This window comes from Salinicola sp. CR57 (genome assembly GCF_003206585.1).
Classification (GTDB): domain Bacteria; phylum Pseudomonadota; class Gammaproteobacteria; order Pseudomonadales; family Halomonadaceae; genus Salinicola; species Salinicola lusitanus.
Window position 1 is genome coordinate 1 of record NZ_PZJL01000009.1, and the last position, 17225, is coordinate 17225.

General features: G+C 63.7%; 21 protein-coding genes. 9 read left to right on the forward strand and 12 right to left on the reverse strand.

Annotated elements, in window-relative coordinates:
• Window positions 1-63 precede the first annotated feature (63 nt).
• The 11 genes from DOM56_RS14500 to DOM56_RS14550 form a co-directional block, all read right to left on the reverse strand.
• Window positions 64-453, reverse strand: a complete 390-nt coding sequence (locus tag DOM56_RS14500) for a hotdog domain-containing protein (RefSeq protein WP_110709821.1) — start codon at window positions 451-453, stop codon at window positions 64-66.
• 57 nt (window positions 454-510) lie between these two features.
• The gene (mgtE, locus tag DOM56_RS14505; RefSeq protein WP_110709822.1) at window positions 511-1866 is read right to left on the reverse strand and encodes a magnesium transporter; all 1356 of its coding nucleotides are present in this window, start codon (window positions 1864-1866) and stop codon (window positions 511-513) included.
• 100 nt (window positions 1867-1966) lie between these two features.
• Entirely contained in the window at window positions 1967-2236 is a 270-nt protein-coding gene (locus tag DOM56_RS14510; protein WP_110709823.1) for an HPr family phosphocarrier protein, read from the reverse strand.
• The gene (gene rapZ, locus DOM56_RS14515; protein ID WP_110709824.1) at window positions 2223-3167 is read right to left on the reverse strand and encodes an RNase adapter RapZ; all 945 of its coding nucleotides are present in this window, start codon (window positions 3165-3167) and stop codon (window positions 2223-2225) included. Before rapZ ends, DOM56_RS14510 begins: the two co-directional genes overlap by 14 nt.
• Window positions 3168-3170: 3 nt before the next feature.
• Window positions 3171-3650: a PTS IIA-like nitrogen regulatory protein PtsN gene (gene ptsN, locus DOM56_RS14520; protein ID WP_110709850.1), complete on the reverse strand. Its 480-nt coding sequence runs from the start codon at window positions 3648-3650 to the stop codon at window positions 3171-3173.
• A 9-nt stretch (window positions 3651-3659) separates the two neighbouring features.
• Window positions 3660-3968, reverse strand: coding sequence for a ribosome-associated translation inhibitor RaiA (raiA, locus tag DOM56_RS14525; protein WP_071232900.1), 309 nt, complete (start codon window positions 3966-3968; stop codon window positions 3660-3662).
• Window positions 3969-4087: 119 nt separating this feature from the next.
• Window positions 4088-5515, reverse strand: coding sequence for an RNA polymerase factor sigma-54 (locus DOM56_RS14530; protein WP_110709825.1), 1428 nt, complete (start codon window positions 5513-5515; stop codon window positions 4088-4090).
• 139 nt (window positions 5516-5654) lie between these two features.
• The gene (gene lptB / locus DOM56_RS14535; RefSeq protein ID WP_110602325.1) at window positions 5655-6380 is read right to left on the reverse strand and encodes an LPS export ABC transporter ATP-binding protein; all 726 of its coding nucleotides are present in this window, start codon (window positions 6378-6380) and stop codon (window positions 5655-5657) included.
• A 92-nt stretch (window positions 6381-6472) separates the two neighbouring features.
• Window positions 6473-7003, reverse strand: coding sequence for a lipopolysaccharide transport periplasmic protein LptA (lptA, locus tag DOM56_RS14540; RefSeq protein ID WP_110709826.1), 531 nt, complete (start codon window positions 7001-7003; stop codon window positions 6473-6475).
• The gene (lptC, locus tag DOM56_RS14545; protein WP_110709827.1) at window positions 7000-7596 is read right to left on the reverse strand and encodes an LPS export ABC transporter periplasmic protein LptC; all 597 of its coding nucleotides are present in this window, start codon (window positions 7594-7596) and stop codon (window positions 7000-7002) included. The genes lptA and lptC overlap by 4 nt, the downstream gene beginning before the upstream one ends.
• 95 nt (window positions 7597-7691) lie before the next feature.
• Window positions 7692-8669 (reverse strand): KpsF/GutQ family sugar-phosphate isomerase, encoded by a 978-nt coding sequence (locus DOM56_RS14550; protein WP_110709828.1) that lies wholly within the window; start codon window positions 8667-8669, stop codon window positions 7692-7694.
• Between the two features lie 243 nt (window positions 8670-8912).
• Between DOM56_RS14550 and DOM56_RS14555 the strand changes: the two genes are divergently transcribed.
• The 9 genes from DOM56_RS14555 to hisD all read left to right on the forward strand — a co-directional run bounded on the left by DOM56_RS14555 (window position 8913) and on the right by hisD (window position 15829).
• Window positions 8913-9728 (forward strand): ATP-binding cassette domain-containing protein, encoded by an 816-nt coding sequence (locus tag DOM56_RS14555; RefSeq protein WP_110602332.1) that lies wholly within the window; start codon window positions 8913-8915, stop codon window positions 9726-9728.
• The gene (gene mlaE / locus DOM56_RS14560) at window positions 9725-10507 is read left to right on the forward strand and encodes a lipid asymmetry maintenance ABC transporter permease subunit MlaE (RefSeq protein WP_110602334.1); all 783 of its coding nucleotides are present in this window, start codon (window positions 9725-9727) and stop codon (window positions 10505-10507) included. Before DOM56_RS14555 ends, mlaE begins: the two co-directional genes overlap by 4 nt.
• Complete coding sequence (mlaD, locus tag DOM56_RS14565) at window positions 10504-10965, forward strand: outer membrane lipid asymmetry maintenance protein MlaD (RefSeq protein WP_110709829.1); 462 nt, start codon at window positions 10504-10506, stop codon at window positions 10963-10965. The genes mlaE and mlaD overlap by 4 nt, the downstream gene beginning before the upstream one ends.
• 104 nt (window positions 10966-11069) lie before the next feature.
• Complete coding sequence (locus DOM56_RS14570; RefSeq protein WP_232822318.1) at window positions 11070-11699, forward strand: ABC transporter substrate-binding protein; 630 nt, start codon at window positions 11070-11072, stop codon at window positions 11697-11699.
• Complete coding sequence (locus DOM56_RS14575) at window positions 11696-12058, forward strand: STAS domain-containing protein (RefSeq protein ID WP_110709830.1); 363 nt, start codon at window positions 11696-11698, stop codon at window positions 12056-12058. Before DOM56_RS14570 ends, DOM56_RS14575 begins: the two co-directional genes overlap by 4 nt.
• Before the next feature lie 141 nt (window positions 12059-12199).
• Window positions 12200-12454, forward strand: coding sequence for a BolA family protein (locus DOM56_RS14580; protein WP_110709831.1), 255 nt, complete (start codon window positions 12200-12202; stop codon window positions 12452-12454).
• Between the two features lie 55 nt (window positions 12455-12509).
• On the forward strand, window positions 12510-13772 hold the full coding sequence (gene murA, locus DOM56_RS14585) for a UDP-N-acetylglucosamine 1-carboxyvinyltransferase (protein ID WP_110602340.1): 1263 nt from the start codon (window positions 12510-12512) through the stop codon (window positions 13770-13772).
• Window positions 13773-13789: 17 nt separating this feature from the next.
• Window positions 13790-14434 carry an ATP phosphoribosyltransferase gene (hisG, locus tag DOM56_RS14590; protein WP_110709832.1) on the forward strand — a complete coding sequence of 215 codons (645 nt, stop codon included), beginning with the start codon at window positions 13790-13792 and terminating at the stop codon, window positions 14432-14434.
• 84 nt (window positions 14435-14518) lie between these two features.
• Window positions 14519-15829, forward strand: a complete 1311-nt coding sequence (hisD, locus tag DOM56_RS14595) for a histidinol dehydrogenase (protein ID WP_110709852.1) — start codon at window positions 14519-14521, stop codon at window positions 15827-15829.
• Window positions 15830-15904: 75 nt separating this feature from the next.
• Here the strand turns inward: hisD and DOM56_RS14600 are convergent, their stop codons facing one another.
• Complete coding sequence (locus tag DOM56_RS14600; protein ID WP_110709833.1) at window positions 15905-17188, reverse strand: Do family serine endopeptidase; 1284 nt, start codon at window positions 17186-17188, stop codon at window positions 15905-15907.
• Window positions 17189-17225: the final 37 nt, after the last annotated feature.

The window sequence follows — 17225 nt, forward strand, 5'->3', positions numbered from 1 at the left end:
AAAAAACCAGCGACGTTCGTCGCTGGTTTTTTCTTAGCGGCATGATTTTCGCGGCTCGCGGCTTCAGGCGTCGAAGCGATCCTTGACATAGGTGATCTCGGTGCGGCCATGCGGGGCGGGAGCGCCGTCCTCGCCGAGATTCACGAAAATCATCCTGTCGATCGTCAGGATGCTCTTGCGGGTTATCTTGTTGCGGACGTGGCACTCCAGGGTAATGGAGCTGGTGCCGAAACGGGTGGCGGTGATGCCCAGCTCGATGATGTCGCCCTGCCGGGCACTGGAGACGAAGTTGATCTCGGAGATGTATTTCGTCACCACCTGGGCGTTGCCCAGCTGAATGATGGCGTAGATGGCCGCCTCCTCGTCGATCCAGCGCAACAGGCTGCCACCGAAGAGTGACCCGTTGGGGTTGAGATCCTCGGGCTTGATCCACTTGCGGGTATGGAAGTTCATCTGCTGCTCCTTGCCTGACCGGCGCTCGTGTCTTGGGGATACGTTGCCACGGTGTCGTTACAGATAGAACGCCGTCGCCAATCCGAGGAAGGCGACGAAGCCGACCACGTCGGTGATGGTCGTCAACAGCACGCCGCCGGACAGTGCCGGATCGATCTTGAACTTTTTCAGCATCACCGGGATCAGGGTGCCTGCGAACGTGGCGACGGTCAGGTTGATGACCATCGCCATGGCGATGATCTCGCCGAGCCGAATGTCATCGAAGCGGAACACCGACATCGCGCCCACGACGACGGCCCAGATCAGTCCGTTGGTCATGCCGACGAGCAGTTCGCGAATCAGCAGCCAACGGACATTGGCGCCCGAGACGTGGCCCAGCGCGATACCGCGAATCAGGACAGTCAGCGTCTGGGAGCCGGCGATACCGCCCATGCTGGAAACGATCGGCATCAACACGGCCAGCGCGGCGATCTGCTGGATGGTGTCCTCGAAGAAACCGATGGCGATGGAGACGATCGTCGCCGCGACCAGGTTGATGCCGAGCCATACCGCACGGCGGCGGCTCGTCCTCAGCGCGGGGGCGAAGGTGTCTTCGTCCTCGTCGAGACCGGCCATGCTCATGACCTGGTGCTCGGCATCCTCCCGGATGACATCGACCACGTCGTCGATGGTGATGCGGCCGAGCAACTTGCCGTCGATACCGACGACTGGTGCCGAAATCAAGTCGTGCTTCTGGAATAGCGTCGCCACGTCACTATCCGAGGCGGTCGCCTGAATGGCGTGGAAGTCGGTCTGCATCACTTCGCGAACCAGGACCGAGACATCCGATACCAGCAGGCGGTTGATCGACAGGATCCCGATCAGCTCATCGCGGCGCGTGACCACCAGCAGGGTGTCGGTGGCATCCGGCAGGCGCTCGTGGCGACGCAGGTAGCGGAGAACGACGTCCAGCGTGATATCCGGGCGGATGGTGATCGCATCCGGGTTCATCAGGCCGCCGGCGGTGTCTTCCGGATAGGAGAGCACCGCTTCGACGCGTTGGCGTTCCTGCGCCTCCATGGACTGGAGGACTTCCTGAATGACGGTATTGGGTAGCTGCTGAAGCAGGTCGGCGAGGTCGTCGACGTCGAGCCCTTCGGTCGCTGTCAGCAGCTCTTCCGCATCCATGCGGTTGAGGAATTCGAGCTGGACGTCATCGCCCAGATACTGCAGCACGTCGCCGTGTAGCTCGGGGTCCAGCAAGCCCCACAGGATCTCGCGCTCCTTGGGCGGCGTCGATTCGAGCAGGTGGGCGACATCCACCGGCGCCAAGCCGCGATTGAGCATGCGCCGCGCCTGATCCAGCGCGCCGCTCTCGAGGGCTTGGTTGAGCTTGGCCAGCCGTGGCTGCAGTTTTTCGGGATTGTTGCTCATCCTGAACGGTCATCCTTGAACGACTGGCGATAGGGTGAGCATTCTACCATCGTCGAGGCGCATGACGAGGATGGAAAACGCTGTTCATAAATGAGGCGGGTTACTCGTCCTCGTGAAAACGAGCGTCGAACAGCCCGATGATAGCGTCCATGGCGATGTCCTCGTCTTCGCCTTCGGTAACGACGACCAGCTCGGTGCCACAAGGGGCGGCGAGCATCAGCAGCGACATGATGTTGGCGGCATCTGCCTGGCGGTTACCGTGATAGATCGCGACGCGTACGTCGAAGGGTTGGCAGCACTGCACCAGCTTGGTGGCGGCACGGGCATGCAGCCCGCGGCGGTTGGTCAGACGAAGTTCACGTGTCGGCATCGCGCTCTGGGGATCCTGCGTTTCCTGTTGGTGCCGATGGCTGCGCTGCTGAGTCGCTCGAGAGAGCGGTATGAATACCCAGCTCACGATGGCGCAGTCGGATATCGGCGTCGTCGTGGTGAAAATGGCGTGCCAGCCGCTCGATCAGATAGACCGAGCGGTGTTGGCCGCCGGTACAGCCGATGGCAACCGTCAGGTAGCTGCGATGACTGGCCAGGTAGGATGGCAACCAGCGATCGAGCCAGCCATGGATATCCTCCGCCAGGGCATGGACATCGGGGTAAGACTCCAGGAACTCGATGATCGAGGCATCCCTGCCGTCGTAGGCGCGCAGCCCGGGGTCCCAGAACGGGTTGGGCAGGCAGCGGGCGTCGAACACCATGTCGGCGTCCAGCGGCACGCCCCGTTTGAAGCCGAACGACTCGAAGGTCAGGGTCAGGCGGCCACCGGTATGCTTGGCCACCTGCTCGCCGATCCGGGCCCGGAGATCGTGCACCGAGAGCCCTTGGGTATCGATGACCAGGTCGGCCACGCGGCGAATCGGCGCGAGATAGCTTTGCTCGTGATCGATGGCCTCGGCCAGGGTCATGTCATTGCCGCGGGTCAGCGGGTGACGGCGGCGAGTGGCCGAGTAGCGCTCGAGCAGGATCTTGGCGTCGGCGGTGAGATAGACGACCTGAGTATCGATGCCGCGCTTGCGTACCGCCTCCAGCAGGATGGGGAAACGCTCCAGCGATTCGGGCAGGTTGCGTGCGTCGATGCTGACCGCCACGTTGGGGCGGGAGGGTGGCGCGCTGCGTAGCTCGTCGATCAGCGGTGCCAGCAGGTTGGCCGGGAGGTTGTCGATGGCATAGTAGCCAAGATCCTCGAGCGCCTGCAGCGCGATCGATTTCCCCGAGCCCGAGCGGCCGCTGATGATGACGAGTTGCATCGCTTATCCGTCGTCGCTGTCACGGTGATGGCGGATGGCATCGACGAGCGCGTCATGCAACGCCCGCTGCGAGTCGGCCTGACGCAACTGCTGCCGAACGCTGCTCTGATTCATGATGCCGGCAACTTCCGCCAGCAGCGACAGATGCGCATCATCCGCCTCTTCCGGCACCAGCAGCACGAAAACCAGATCCACCGGCTCGCCGTCGATGGCATCGAAGTCGATGGCGTCTTCCAGGCGCATGAATCCCGCGATCGGCCCTTTGCAATGCGGACTGCGGGCATGGGGGATGGCAACGCCGTTGCCGATCCCCGTGCTACCCAGTCGCTCGCGACCGATCAGGCGGCTGAAGACCTCATGGCTATCCAGACTGGGTGTATTCTGGGCGATGAAGGTGCTGAAGAATTCCAGCAGACGTTTTTTGCTGCCCCCCGTGACCTCGAACAGAGTTCGCTCGGGGGGCAGAATGCTTTCCAGTGTCATCATCAGGCGTCAGCGGGCGCCTGCGCCTTGGGCGCGGGCTTGTGCCTTCTCTTTGTGTTTGACCAGTTGGCGGTCGAGTTTGTCGGCCAGTGAATCGATGGCGGCATACATGTCGGTGTCGCTGGCTTCGGCGTGTAGATCGCCGCCTGCTGCGTGCAGGGTACAGGCTGCCTGCTGGCGTTCCTTCTCGACACTCAGGGTGACCTGGACATTGGTGATGTTGTCGTAGTGACGCTCCAAACGAACGAGTTTCTCTCCGACGTAGTCCCGGAGGGCGTCGGTCAGCTCGACATGGTGGCCGGTAACGTTCACTTGCATGACACACTCCTGTTGCGGCAGATGGCACTTCTGATTGTAACCCTTTTCAGGGGACTGCAAAGGCATCGTGATCGATCTGATTCGGAATGGCGAGTCTTGACTGGTTTCGGAGCCCTGTATCAGGCCAGACGCTTGCGCTCGCTGGAGGACGGAATGCCCATGGCTTCGCGATATTTGGCCACGGTGCGTCTGGCCACGCTGATATCGGACTGGGCCAGCAATTCGACCAGTTTGCTGTCCGACAGCGGCTTGCGAGGGGATTCGTCGCCAATGAATTTCTTGATGCGAGCGCGGATGGCGGTACTCGAATAGCTATCACCTTCGCCGCCCTGGCCGCCGACCTGGCTCGAGAAAAAATATTTCAGCTCGAATACGCCGCGTGGCGTGTGAATGTACTTCTGGGTCGTGACGCGGGAGATCGTCGATTCATGCATGTCGACGCTGCGGGCGATATCGGCCAGGATCAGGGGTTTCATCGCCTCTTCGCCGCGCTCGAGAAACCCGATCTGGCGCGACATGATCTCTCGACCCACCTTGAGCAGGGTATCGTTTCGACTGGAGAGGCTCTTGATCAGCCAGCGGGCTTCCTGCAGGTGCTGGCGCAGGAAGGTGTTGTCATCGCTCTTGTCCGCCCGCTTGATCAGGGCGGCGTAGTCGGGCTGAATGCGCAGGCGCGGCAGGGTTTCGGCATTGAGCTCGATGCGCCAGCCATCGCGAGAGGGCGTGGCAACCAGATCGGGAACCACGTAATCGTCACGACTGGTATCGAAGCGCTGCCCCGGGCGCGGCTCCAGCGTCCGGATCAGGGCGATGACGCTGTCGAGTTCGTTCTCCTCGAGACGCAGGCGACGCTTGAGCAGTCGCCGGTCGTTGCCGGCCAGCGCCTCGAGAAACTGGCGCACCAGGCGCTTGGCCTGGGGTAGCAGCGGCGTGTCGTCGTCCAGTGTGCCGAGTTGAAGCAGCAGGCATTCGCGCAGATTGCGAGCGCCGACGCCGGTCGGATCGAACTGCTGCAGGCGCATGAGCATGTGCTCGAGATCGGCCATGCTGACGCTCTCTCTGCGCTGCTCGCGCAGACTCGTCGCCAGCTCGTCCAGCGAGCCCACCAGGTAGCCGTCGTCGTTGACGGCGTCGATCAGGCACTCCCCGAGCGCGCGCTCGCGCTCGTCGAAATCTCCCATGGCCAGTTGCCAGAGCAGATAATCCTGGAGGGTGGTCACGGCTGCGTTGCGGTCGAAATCCGGCGCTTCTTCGCTGGCGCTACCCGACGAGCTGGCATGGGCGTCCTGGTAGGTATCGCTCCAGTCGCTGTCGAGGGCCAGTTCATCGGGAATGTCACTGGCCCACTCGTCTTCCGTGGCGTCCTGAGTTTCCTGCTCCGAGTAGGGCTCTTCCATCTCCAGCATGGGATTGGATTCGAGCGCCTGCTGGATTTCCTGGCGGAGGTCGAGCGTCGACAGCTGGAGCAGTTGAATGGCCTGCTGGAGCTGAGGCGTCATGGTCAACTGCGTGCCGACCCTGAGTTGCAGCGAGGGCTTCATGGACATGGAGAAACGATCGTCACAATCAACGGTGGAAGGCTTACGTTACTGGCTGCGGTGACGAGATGCAACGTTTCATGCAAGAAACATGCCATCGACGCGGATGCCAGGTATGGCTGCCGATGGCATGACGAGGGAGAGGCGACTACAGGCGGAACTCGTGGCCAAGATAGACCTCGCGGACGCGCTGGTTTTCGAGAATGGCCTGGGGCCGGCCCTCGGCGATGATCTGGCCGTCGCCGACAATGTAGGCATTATCGCAGATGTCGAGCGTCTCGCGCACGTTGTGATCGGTGATCAGGACGCCGATCTCGCGGTCGCGCAGCTGGCGGATGATGCTCTTGATGTCACCGACCGAAATGGGGTCGACACCGGCGAACGGTTCGTCGAGCAGCACGAAGGCCGGCTCGGTGGCCAGGGCGCGGGCGATCTCGACCCGCCGCCGCTCGCCGCCGGACAGGCTCATGCCCAGGTTGTCGCGAATATGATCGACGTGGAAGTCGCCGAGCAGCTGTTCCAGCCGCTCGCGTCGCCCGGCACGATCCAGGTCCTTGCGCGTCTCGAGGATGGCCATGATGTTGTCGGCAACGCTCAGCTTGCGGAAGATCGAGGCTTCCTGCGGCAGATAGCCGATGCCGGCTCGCGCCCGGTCGTGCATCGGGGCGCGGCTGAGATCCATGTCGTCGATATGGACGCTGCCGGCATCGGACTTGACCAGGCCGACGATCATGTAGAAGGAGGTGGTCTTGCCTGCGCCATTCGGCCCCAGCAGGCCGACGATGCTGCCTTGCCGCAGCGTCAGGCTGAAGTCGTGGACGACTCGGCGTCCCTTGTAGCTCTTAGCAAGGTTGGCGGCCGTTAGCGTTTTCATGAATACGATCCTTGTGGCTGCGCGCCGGGTATGGTGTCGGCGATCACGCCCCACGCGGCGGCTCGAGGCCGTGCCGGGTCAGGGTTTGAGCGTTACTGGGACGAGTCACGCGGCGTGAGGGTCATGCGGACGCGGCCGTCGCCGTTCCCGTCGCTGTTCTGGGCGGAGCGGGCCTGGACGCGTCGCGAGTCGAGATAATACTCGACATAGGCACCATCGAAGGTGTCGCCGGCCTGATGAAGTTCCGCGTTACCGATCAGTTCCACGCGTCGTTGGGCCGCGTGATAGACCACGGTGTCGCCCCAGCCCTTGACGATCTCCTGGTCGGGGGACGGCTTCTGTTCGAGGTAGGCGCGCTCGCCGCCGCCGCCCTTGGCGGTGACCAGGCTGACCTGGCCGTTGTTGCCGCGCTGGATGTCGACGCGTGCGGCCTTGAGGTGCATGCTGCCTTGCTGCAGGTCGACGCCACCCGTATAGACTGCAGTACCCTGACGGTCGTCCAGCTCGAGTTGATCGGCGGCGATCTCGATCGGTGAACTGGCATCGCTTTCCAGCGCGATGGTTGGAAAACTGGTGAAACCCAGCGCGGTCAGCACCAGGAGTTGGCCGATTTCTCGCCTCATGATCCTTGATCCTCAGATTGCTGTGGCAGGCGCCCCTGCACGTTGTCGGTCAAACGCATACGATCTTCGTTGATCCAGGCATCGAAGCGATCCCCGCGCATGGTCTGATTATGCTGGCGCAACACGGAGGGCGTGTCACTCCAGGCGTGGGCCTCGCGGTTGTCGTAGTGCAGCGTCTGCGTTTCCAGGCTCCACGCCTGCTCCGGCTGAACCAGACGGGCGTCGCCCTGGAGCGTCAACTGCTCTCCGCTGCGGCTCAGTTGCCCCGTCTGACTGGTCACCTGCCACTGGCGTTGCTGGTCGTCGGTCAGGTAACCGTGGGGCGCCTCGGTGCGGATGATGTCGTCGGAGGGCGTGTGCACCAGGCGTGGCGTTTCCAGTCGCTGATAGGCGCGCCCCCGTTCGTCGAAGCGCGTCATGCTGGCATCCTCGAGATAGTAGTCGGGCTCGCCGACCGTGTTGCCGATGACGGGCTCCTGGCCGTTCTCGCCGCGCTGGTCCAGGTAGGTCAGACCGCCCCCCAGTGCCAGCAGCAGGACCAGCAGGCCGAGGCGGCGCCACCAGGGAGACTGGAATCTGACTGTCTTGGCCACGTTATCTCCTTGTGGTGAGTGTGGTGATCGGGGCCCATGTCCGCCATCGGCTGGAATGGGCTCGAGTTTCGGTGGAGCCGGCGTCGGGCGGGGCCTCAAATGACGCCGCTTCGCAGCAGGTCATGCATGTGGAGGGCGCCGACGGGGGCGCCGTTCTCGACCACCGCCAGTGCGGTAATCCGGTTATCCTCCATGATCCTCACGGCCTCCGCCGCCAGCATGTCGGGCGAGGCCGTCTTGCCGCCGCGGGTCATGACGTCGTCCACGCGCAGCATTGCGAAATCGCCGCGCTGGTCCAGGGTCCGACGCAAATCGCCATCGGTATAGACACCGACCAGCATGCCGCGTTCATCGACGACGCAGGTAAACCCCATCCCCTTGAGGGTCATCTCCAGTAGCGCCTCTCGCAATGGGCTGCCGGTCGGTACGCTGGGGAGGCGGTGACCTTCGTGCATGAGATCCGCGACGCGCAGCAGCAGTCGCTTGCCGAGGGTGCCGCCTGGGTGCGACAGCGCGAAGTCCTCGGCGCTGAATCCCCGCGCTTCCAGCAGCGCCAGCGCCAGCGCATCTCCCATCGCCAGCGCGGCAGTGGTGGAGGAGGTCGGTGCCAGGTCGTGGGGGCAGGCCTCGCGAGAGACGCCGACATCGATATGGACGTCGCTGTAGCGTGCCAGCGTGGAGCCGGGTCGCCCGGTGAGGCTGACCAGTGGCGCGCCGAGACGTTTGAACAGCGGAAGCAGGTCGGTGATTTCCTGGGTCTCGCCCGAGTTGGACAGAGCGATGACGACATCGTCGCCGGTGATCATGCCGAGATCGCCGTGGCTGGCTTCGCCCGGATGGACGTAGAAAGAGGGCGAGCCGGTGCTGGCGAAGGTCGCTGCCAGCTTGCGTGCGATGTGCCCCGACTTGCCCATTCCGGTGACGATCAACCGGCCGCGACAGGCGAGAAGCAGCTTGCAGGCTTCATCGAAGCAGTCATCGAGCTTCGCCACGAGCTCCCCGATGGCTTGTTGTTCCAAGGTCAACGTGCGCCTGGCGCTGGCGCGGAAATCTAGCGCGGCGATGTCGCTCATGGTCTCGGCAAAGGCTCCCCGGTGGTGATGAATGAGACGGAGAAATCGTTCATGGCCTCGGACTCCGTCTGACCGCTAGTGGGCGTCGCATGTCCGAAACGCCTGCAGTATACCTTTGATCGGTCGGTGATTCGTCCCTCCTGCGCGAGTGATTTTCACCGCCCGAGAGTGATTGCTGGTCGCTGATGCCAAGGTTAGGATACAATGTTCGATAATTGATCTCATTAGCTTGGTGGATGCTGCATGGACGATCCGATTATGGTCGAGGTCAAGGATCTGCACTTCTCTCGCGGCAACACCGACATCTTTCGCGGTGTCGATCTGCAGATTCCGCTCGGCAAGATTACCGCCATCATGGGGCCCAGCGGGACCGGCAAGACGACGCTGTTGAAACTGATCGGCGGCCAGCTGGCGCCGGATCGTGGCCAGATCCTCATCGACGGCCAAGACGTACACAAGCTGTCCCGGCGCTCGCTCTTCAAGCTGCGTCGCCGAATGGGCATGCTGTTTCAGAGTGGCGCGCTGTTCTCGGATCTCGACGTTTTCGAGAATGTCGCCTTTCCGTTGCGCATCCATACCGAACTCCCGAATGCCATGATCCGCGACATCGTGCTGATGAAGCTCCAGGCGGTGGGTTTGCGTGGTGCCAGACACCTGATGCCGTCGGAGCTGTCCGGCGGGATGGCGAGGCGTGTGGCACTGGCGCGGGCGGTGGCGCTGGATCCGGACCTGGTGCTCTACGACGAACCGTTCGTGGGGCAGGACCCGATCTCGATGGGCGTATTGGTGCAGTTGATCAAGAAGGTCAACCTGGCGCTGGGGTTGACGGCTATCGTGGTCTCTCACGATATCAAGGAGACGCTGTCGATTGCGGATTACGTCTATATCATCGCCGATGGGCGAGTCATGGCGCATGGCACGCCGCAGACGCTGGACGTCAACGACGACGCTCACGTGAAGCAGTTCGTACATGGCGAGCCCGACGGTCCGGTGCCGTTCCATTATCCTGCGCCGGACTTTTTCGATGACATCCTGGCGCCGGCGGGACAGTTCTCATGACGCGATATCTCACGGCGCTGGGCCGCGCCACGCTCGATACCCTGAGCTCGATAGGAAGAGCGGGGCTGTTCCTGGTCCAGTCGATCTTCTGCCTGCCCTCTCGCGAGGGGTTTCACCTCTGGCTTCGTCAGATGCACTTCGTCGGCGTGATGTCGGTGGCGATCGTACTGGTGTCCGGGCTGTTCATCGGCATGGTGCTGGCGCTGCAGGGGTTCACCATCCTGGTCGGGTTCGGCGCCGACGAGGCGCTGGGCCAGATGGTGGCGCTCTCCCTCGTCCGCGAGCTGGCACCGGTCGTGGCGGCATTGCTGTTTGCCGGCCGTGCCGGCTCGGCGCTCACCGCCGAGATCGGCCTGATGAAAGCGACCGAGCAGCTCACCAGCATGGAGATGATCGGTGTCGATCCGTTGCGCCGGATCGTCGCGCCCCGGCTCTGGGCCGGCTTCGTCTCGCTGCCGATACTCACGGTGATCTTCGGTGTGGTCGGTATCTGGGGTGGCTACCTGGTCGGTGTCGAATGGCTTGGCGTCTACGCCGGCTCCTACTGGAGCAACATGCAGGACAGCGTCAATTTCTTCGACGATGTGCTCAACGGCATGGTCAAGAGTCTGGTATTCGGGCTGGTCGTGACCTGGATTGCGGTATTCCAGGGTTATGACCTGATCCCCACCTCGGAAGGTATTTCGCGCGCGACCACCCGCACGGTGGTCTACGCCTCGTTGGCGGTATTGGGCCTCGATTTCGTGCTCACCGCGCTGATGTTTGGAGATCTCGGATGAAGCGCAACAGCTGGTTGGAACTGGGCGTCGGCATTTTCATGCTGGCAGGCATTCTCGGCCTGGTGTTTCTCGGGCTTCGGGTGAGCGGGCTGGGGGTGGGTGTCCCCAGCAACACTTTCACGTTGACCGCGAATTTCGCCAACATTGGCGGGCTGCGTCCCCAGGCCAAGGTCACCATGTCCGGGGTGCGCGTGGGGCAGGTCACCGACATCCAGCTCGATCCCAAGTGGTTCGATGCCAAGGTCACCATGGAGCTGGACTCGAAGTACGATGGCAAACTCTCCGATGACACCACGGCGGCGATCCTGACGTCCGGGTTGCTGGGCGAGCAGTATATCGGTCTGACCGTGGGGGGCGCGCCCGACATGCTCCATGATGGTGGCGTCATTCACGATACCCAGCAGGCACTGGTGCTGGAGGATCTCATTCAACAGTTCGTGTCGAACATGGCCAAGTGAGCCGGAAGAACGTAATCGCAGACAAGGAGTCGATGATGAAAATGACCTTCGCACGTAAGGCCTCGAGTGCTCCGGGGCGTGATACCGGGATGCGCGGTGTCTGGATGGCGGCGCTGACGATCGTCGCGGTGTGTCTGGCGAGCATCGCCACCCCGGCCCAGGCCCAGCAGTCGCCGACCCAGGTGATCCAGCAGAGTGTCGACTCCCTGATGTCCGAGCTCGAGGGCAAGAAGGACTACTACGCCCAGCATGAGGGTGAGTTGGCCAAGCTCGTCGACACCAACATGGCGGAAGTGGCAGATTTCCGTTACATCGGCGCCAGCGTGATGGGGCGCTATTTCCGGGCCGCAACGCCGGAGCAGCGCTCACGGTTCGTCACGGTGTTCCGCAAGACCCTGATCGACACTTACGCCAAGGGGCTGGTCACCTTCGATTATCAGACGCTGCGCGTGAAAGATAGCGAAGACGCGGGCCGGTACGACGATCAGGCCTCGGTGCCCATGGAAGTGATTTCCACCAGCGGCCAGACCTACCCGGTCAACTTCACACTGCGTCAGAGCGACGGCCAGTGGAAGGTGATCAACGTCATCGTCAACGGCATCAATCTGGGACTGACGTTCCGCAACCAGTTCGATCAGGCGATGCGCGACAACAATCGGGACATCGATACCGTGATCAACAACTGGGCGCCGGCAGTCGGGACCGACGAGCTGGAGCAGGGCGGCGACGCGTGAGTGTCCTGCTGGAGCGAGAAGATGCCACGCTCGAGGTCGTCGACGGTAACGCGCTGACGATCCGTGGCGAAGCGGATTTCGACAGTGCCGGCCCGCTTGCTCAGGCAGGCCGGCATTGGCTGGCGGAGCTGCCGGCCCAAGCCGAGGTCTCCTTCGACCTGACGGGCGTGCAGGTGGCCAGCAGCGCCGTTCTCAGTGTGCTGTTGGTCTGGATGCGCAGCGTCAGTCGGCACTCGTTGAACCTCAGGCGCGTGGCGCTCTCCCTGCCGCTGCAGCGACTGGTGGACATCACCGAACTGGCGCCGCTGCTGGCGACTACCGAAACGACCTGTGTCGAGCCGGCCCCGGCGCGGTACTGATCCCTCGAGGCGTCTCGCCGGCCGCGATCGACTTGCGACGTTTTTGCCCATCGCCAAGATCGCCAAGACGGGGCGCTTTCCGCTACCATGTGGCGCTTTCCCTGCGCATCCTGCGCAGCAGTCACAAGGGAGCCCGATGTCATGCAACCCAGCGATGTCAAAAGCCGCCTCGAGAGTCAGATCGATGGCTGCGAATTCCATATCCAGGGCGGAGGCTGCAACTTCCAGGTGATCGCCGTGGGCGACGTCTTCGATGGCATGAGCCCGGTCAAGCGTCAGCAGCTGATCTACGGCGCGCTGTCGGACGAGATCGCCTCCGGTGCGCTCCACGCCATCAGCATCAAGACGTTCACTCCCGCCCAGTGGGAGTCGGCGCCGGAAAACCTCGGTGCCTGAGCTCCTGTCCGGCCTCTCGGGCCGGTCGTCTCTCTCGATTCTATAGCGAACCTTCATGGACAAGCTGATCATTACCGGTAACGGGCCGCTGGACGGCGAAGTCTGGGCCAGTGGTGCCAAGAACTCGGCGCTGCCGATACTGGCGGCGACGCTGCTCGCCGACGAACCCGTCACCATCGGCAACCTGCCGCATCTCCAGGACATCACCACGACACTCGAGCTGCTCGGCCGCATGGGCATCGAGCCGGTCATGGGCGAGAAAATGAGTATCCAGATCGATGGCTCGCAGGTGCGCGATTGTCATGCCCCCTACGAGCTGGTCAAGAAGATGCGCGCCTCGATCCTGGTGCTCGGGCCGCTGCTGGCCCACTTCGGCAAGGCCGACGTGTCGCTGCCCGGCGGCTGTGCCATCGGCTCCCGGCCGGTCGATCTGCACATCCGCGGGCTCGAGGCGATGGGGGCGGAGATCACCGTCGAGGGTGGTTACATTCGCGCCCGCGTCGATGGCCGTCTCAAGGGCGCCACGATCTTCTTCGATACCGTGACGGTGACCGGGACCGAAAACCTGTTAATGGCCGCCACGCTGGCCGAAGGAACCACGGTGCTGGAAAACGCCGCCCGTGAGCCGGAAGTCGTCGATCTGGCCGAGTGCCTGATCGCCATGGGCGCCAATATTCGCGGTCAGGGGACCGATACCATTACGGTCGAGGGCGTTGAGCGTCTCCACGGCTGTCACTACGACGTGATGCCGGACCGCATCGAAACCGGCACCTTCTTGGTCGCTGCCGCTGCCACCGGCGGGCGTGTGCGGGTGCGCAAGACGCGGGCCGACATCATGGAGGCCGTGCTGGCCAAGCTCGAGGAGGCCGGCGCCACCCTGACCACGGGAGACGACTGGATCGAGCTCGACATGGGCGGACGCCGGCCCAGGGCCGTGAATCTGCGCACCGCGCCGTACCCGGCCTTCCCGACCGACATGCAGGCCCAGTTCGTGGCGCTGAACGCGGTAGCCGAGGGCACCGGTACGGTCGTCGAGACCATCTTCGAAAATCGCTTCATGCACGTGCAGGAGCTCAATCGGATGGGGGCGCACATCGCGCTCGAGGGCAACACCGCCGTGGTGACTGGCGTCGAGAAGCTGTCCGGCGCGCCGGTGATGGCGACCGACCTGCGTGCGTCGGCGAGCCTGGTGGTGGCGGCGATGGTGGCCCAGGGTGAGACGATGGTGGACCGGATCTACCATATCGACCGTGGCTACGAGTGTATCGAAGAGAAACTGCAGCTCCTGGGTGCGCGCATTCGTCGCGTGCCGGGTTAGCCGGGTGTAGAGATACCATGAGCAATCAACTGATCCTGGCGCTATCCAAGGGCCGTATCCTCGAAGAGACCTTGCCACTGCTGGCGGACGCGGGCATCACGCCGGCGGACGATTTCGGCAAAAGTCGCAAGCTGCTGTTCGACACCAATCTGCCCGACGTCAAGCTGGTGGTCATCCGGGCGGTGGACGTGCCGACCTATGTGCAACTGGGGGCGGCCGATCTCGGTGTCGCCGGCAAGGACGTGCTGCTCGAGCACGGCGCGGAGGGGCTTTACGAGCCCCTCGACCTGGGGATCTCGCGCTGCCGGCTGATGACGGCGGGTATCGTGGGCGCCCAGCCCGCGCGGGCCAGGCGTCGTGTGGCGACCAAGTTCGTCAACGTGGCGCGTCGTTACTACGCAGAGCAGGGCATCCAGGCCGAGGTTATCAAGCTGTACGGTGCGATGGAGCTGGCGCCGCTGATGAACCTGGCCGACGAGATCGTCGATATCGTCGACACCGGTAACACCCTACGCGCCAACGGTATGGAGCCTCGCGAGCTGATCGAGAACATCAGCACCAGGCTGGTGGTCAACAAGGCGTCGATGACGATGAAGCACGAGCGACTCAAACCGCTGATCGAGCGTCTGCGTCACGCGGTGAGCGCGCGGACCGCCGCTTGAGCTGCGGCTCCATGAGCGAGTCCTGGGCCGCATGAACGCCGTCGGCGGCGTCACGGTCGCGATCGCACGTAGAGAGAACCAATGATGAGCAAAACGACTACCATTGCCCGCCTCGCCACTCGGGACGCTGACTTCGACGCGCGCCTCGACGCGCTACTGGCCTGGGAAGGGGTTTCCGATCATGAAATCTCGGCCCGCGTTGCTGAGATCATCGACGCCGTTCGTCGGCGCGGCGATGCGGCGTTGATCGAATATACCAATCGCTTCGACCGGCTCGCCGCCACGGCCATGTCCGAGCTGACGATTGGGGCCGAGCGTCTGGAGGCGGCGTTCGCGTCGATCCCTGCGGCCCAGCGCGAGGCGCTGCAACACGCGGCGGAGCGCATTCGGAGCTATCACGAGCGCCAGAAGCCGGAATCCTGGCAGTATCATGAGCCGGACGGCACCATGCTGGGTCAGAAAGTGTCGGCGCTCGATCGCGTCGGCATCTACGTGCCGGGCGGCAAGGCGGCTTATCCCTCCTCGGTGCTGATGAATGCGCTGCCGGCCCATGTGGCCGGCGTGCGCGAGATCGTGATGGTCGTGCCGACGCCGGACGGCGTGGTCAATGAGCTGGTGCTGGCCGCTGCCCATCTCGCTGGCGTCGACCGGGTCTTCACGCTGGGCGGCGCCCAGGCCGTTGCCGCCCTGGCTTACGGTACCGAGAGCGTGCCCAGGGTCGACAAGATCGTCGGGCCCGGCAACATCTACGTGGCGACCGCCAAGCGGGCCGTCTTCGGTCAGGTCGGCATCGACATGATCGCCGGGCCCTCCGAGATACTGGTGGTTTCCGACGCCGGTACCGATCCGGACTGGCTGGCGATGGATCTGTTTTCCCAGGCCGAGCACGACGAAGATGCCCAGGCCATTCTGGTGGCCTGGGATGCCGGACACCTCGAGGCTGTCCTGGCTTCCATCGAGCGGCTGCTGCCGACCATGGAGCGGGAGGCGATCATTCGCGAGTCGCTGGCGAGGCGGGGAGCGCTGATCCTCTGTGAGGGGCCCGGCCAGGCGGTCGAGTTGATCAACCGCATCGCGCCCGAACATCTGGAGCTGTCCGTGGAGTCCCCCGAGGAGATGGTAGAGGGCGTGCGTCACGCCGGTGCCATCTTCATGGGGCGCCACACGGCGGAGGTGCTCGGTGACTACTGCGCTGGCCCCAACCATGTGCTGCCGACCTCCGGTACGGCGCGTTTCTCCTCTCCGCTGGGTGTCTACGACTTCCAGAAGCGCTCGTCGCTGATCCAGTGTTCTCCAGCGGGCGCCGATACGCTGGGCCGGACCGCATCGGTCTTGGCGCGGGGCGAGTCCTTGACGGCCCACGCCCGCTCGGCGGAGAACCGCCTCAAGCGCTGAGGGCCGGGCATCGGATCCGGTCCGTGGAGAGAGACGATCGCCGCCCCTTGGGCGGCGATCGTCGTTGGGTGGCGGCTAGCGGGCGCCGGAATCGCCATCGGTACCGGGTGTCTCGGACGCGCCCGAATCCTGAGTAGCCTGGGCCCTTTTGGCTGCGTCATCGTTGCCCTGGGTCGGCGGCGGGCGCTCGCCGACCTTCAACGTCACCTGGCGTTTCTCGCCTCCCCGCACGATGGTCAATGGCAGCTCCGTGCCGGGGGGTATCTCGGCGATATCCACCTGGGTCTCCCGCGGATCGAGAATCGGCTTGCCGTCGATGGCGAGCAGGATGTCCCCGGGGCGCAGTCCGGCTTCGTCGCCGGGCCCGCCCGATACGACGTTGGCCACGATGACGCCGCTCAGGGTCTTGAGGCCGAACGACGACGCCAGGTCCGGCGTCATCTGTTGGGCGTCGATCCCCAGCCAGCCCCGGATGACGCGGCCCTGGGTCACGATGTCGTTCAGAATGCTGCGTGCCAGATTGGCAGGTATCGCGAAACCGATTCCCTGGGAGCCGCCGGAGCGGGAAAATATCGCCGTATTGATGCCGATCAGCGAACCGTTGGTGTCCACCAGCGCGCCCCCCGAGTTGCCCGGATTGATCGCGGCATCGGTCTGAATGAAGTCCTCGTAGCGGCTGAGGCCGAGATGATCGCGTCCGGTCGCGCTGATGATCCCCATGGTCACCGTCTGGCCGACACCGAAGGGGTTGCCGATGGCCAGGGTGACGTCGCCAATGGCGATCTTCTCAGAATCGCTCAGCTTGATGACCGGCAGATCGTCGAGATCGATCTTGAGGACCGCCAGATCGCTATCGGGGTCGGTGCCGATCACCTGGGCGATGGCTTCACGGCCGTCGCGGAGGGCCACCTGGATCTCGTCCGCGTCGTTGATCACGTGATTGTTGGTGAGGATATAGCCCTCTTCGCTGACCACCACCCCCGAACCCAGGCTCGACAGCATGCGCTGGCGTTGCGGTACGTTCTTGCCATAGAACTGGCGGAAGAACGGGTCCGACATCAGCGGGTGCTGGCCGGTGTCGACGACACGCGACGAATAGACGTTGACGACGGCCGGGGCGGCGCGATTGACAGCCTGGGAGTAGCTGACGGGCCCTTCCTGTCGATTGAGCGATGGTGCATCGATGACGCCGGGCAGGGCGCGTTCCGAGGTCGCGGATTTGACGCTCGCCGTACCGGCTGACGTATCGCTGGCGGTTCGGTCTCGACCCAGCAGCGACGGAAAGGCGTAGAGCAGGACGACGGCGAGCAGAATGCCGCAGAGGGCGGGCCACAGATAGGCGGCTAGGTGGCGGCGCATGTGCTGGGTCCTTAGACTGAAAATCAGAGCGACTTCG

Excerpts from the sequence above, each read along its gene's own strand:
- DOM56_RS14500 (WP_110709821.1), bottom strand. The coding sequence starts at position 453 with ATGAACTTCCATACCCGCAAGTGGATCAAGCCCGAGGATCTCAACCCC.
- mgtE (WP_110709822.1), bottom strand. The coding sequence starts at position 1,866 with ATGAGCAACAATCCCGAAAAACTGCAGCCACGGCTGGCCAAGCTCAAC.
- DOM56_RS14510 (WP_110709823.1), bottom strand. The coding sequence starts at position 2,236 with ATGCCGACACGTGAACTTCGTCTGACCAACCGCCGCGGGCTGCATGCC.
- rapZ (WP_110709824.1), bottom strand. The coding sequence starts at position 3,167 with ATGCAACTCGTCATCATCAGCGGCCGCTCGGGCTCGGGGAAATCGATC.
- ptsN (WP_110709850.1), bottom strand. The coding sequence starts at position 3,650 with ATGACACTGGAAAGCATTCTGCCCCCCGAGCGAACTCTGTTCGAGGTC.
- raiA (WP_071232900.1), bottom strand. The coding sequence starts at position 3,968 with ATGCAAGTGAACGTTACCGGCCACCATGTCGAGCTGACCGACGCCCTC.
- DOM56_RS14530 (WP_110709825.1), bottom strand. The coding sequence starts at position 5,515 with ATGTCCATGAAGCCCTCGCTGCAACTCAGGGTCGGCACGCAGTTGACC.
- lptB (WP_110602325.1), bottom strand. The coding sequence starts at position 6,380 with ATGAAAACGCTAACGGCCGCCAACCTTGCTAAGAGCTACAAGGGACGC.
- lptA (WP_110709826.1), bottom strand. The coding sequence starts at position 7,003 with ATGAGGCGAGAAATCGGCCAACTCCTGGTGCTGACCGCGCTGGGTTTC.
- DOM56_RS14550 (WP_110709828.1), bottom strand. The coding sequence starts at position 8,669 with ATGAGCGACATCGCCGCGCTAGATTTCCGCGCCAGCGCCAGGCGCACG.
- DOM56_RS14555 (WP_110602332.1), top strand. The coding sequence starts at position 8,913 with ATGGACGATCCGATTATGGTCGAGGTCAAGGATCTGCACTTCTCTCGC.
- mlaE (WP_110602334.1), top strand. The coding sequence starts at position 9,725 with ATGACGCGATATCTCACGGCGCTGGGCCGCGCCACGCTCGATACCCTG.
- mlaD (WP_110709829.1), top strand. The coding sequence starts at position 10,504 with ATGAAGCGCAACAGCTGGTTGGAACTGGGCGTCGGCATTTTCATGCTG.
- DOM56_RS14570 (WP_232822318.1), top strand. The coding sequence starts at position 11,070 with ATGGCGGCGCTGACGATCGTCGCGGTGTGTCTGGCGAGCATCGCCACC.
- DOM56_RS14580 (WP_110709831.1), top strand. The coding sequence starts at position 12,200 with ATGCAACCCAGCGATGTCAAAAGCCGCCTCGAGAGTCAGATCGATGGC.
- murA (WP_110602340.1), top strand. The coding sequence starts at position 12,510 with ATGGACAAGCTGATCATTACCGGTAACGGGCCGCTGGACGGCGAAGTC.
- hisG (WP_110709832.1), top strand. The coding sequence starts at position 13,790 with ATGAGCAATCAACTGATCCTGGCGCTATCCAAGGGCCGTATCCTCGAA.
- hisD (WP_110709852.1), top strand. The coding sequence starts at position 14,519 with ATGAGCAAAACGACTACCATTGCCCGCCTCGCCACTCGGGACGCTGAC.
- DOM56_RS14600 (WP_110709833.1), bottom strand. The coding sequence starts at position 17,188 with ATGCGCCGCCACCTAGCCGCCTATCTGTGGCCCGCCCTCTGCGGCATT.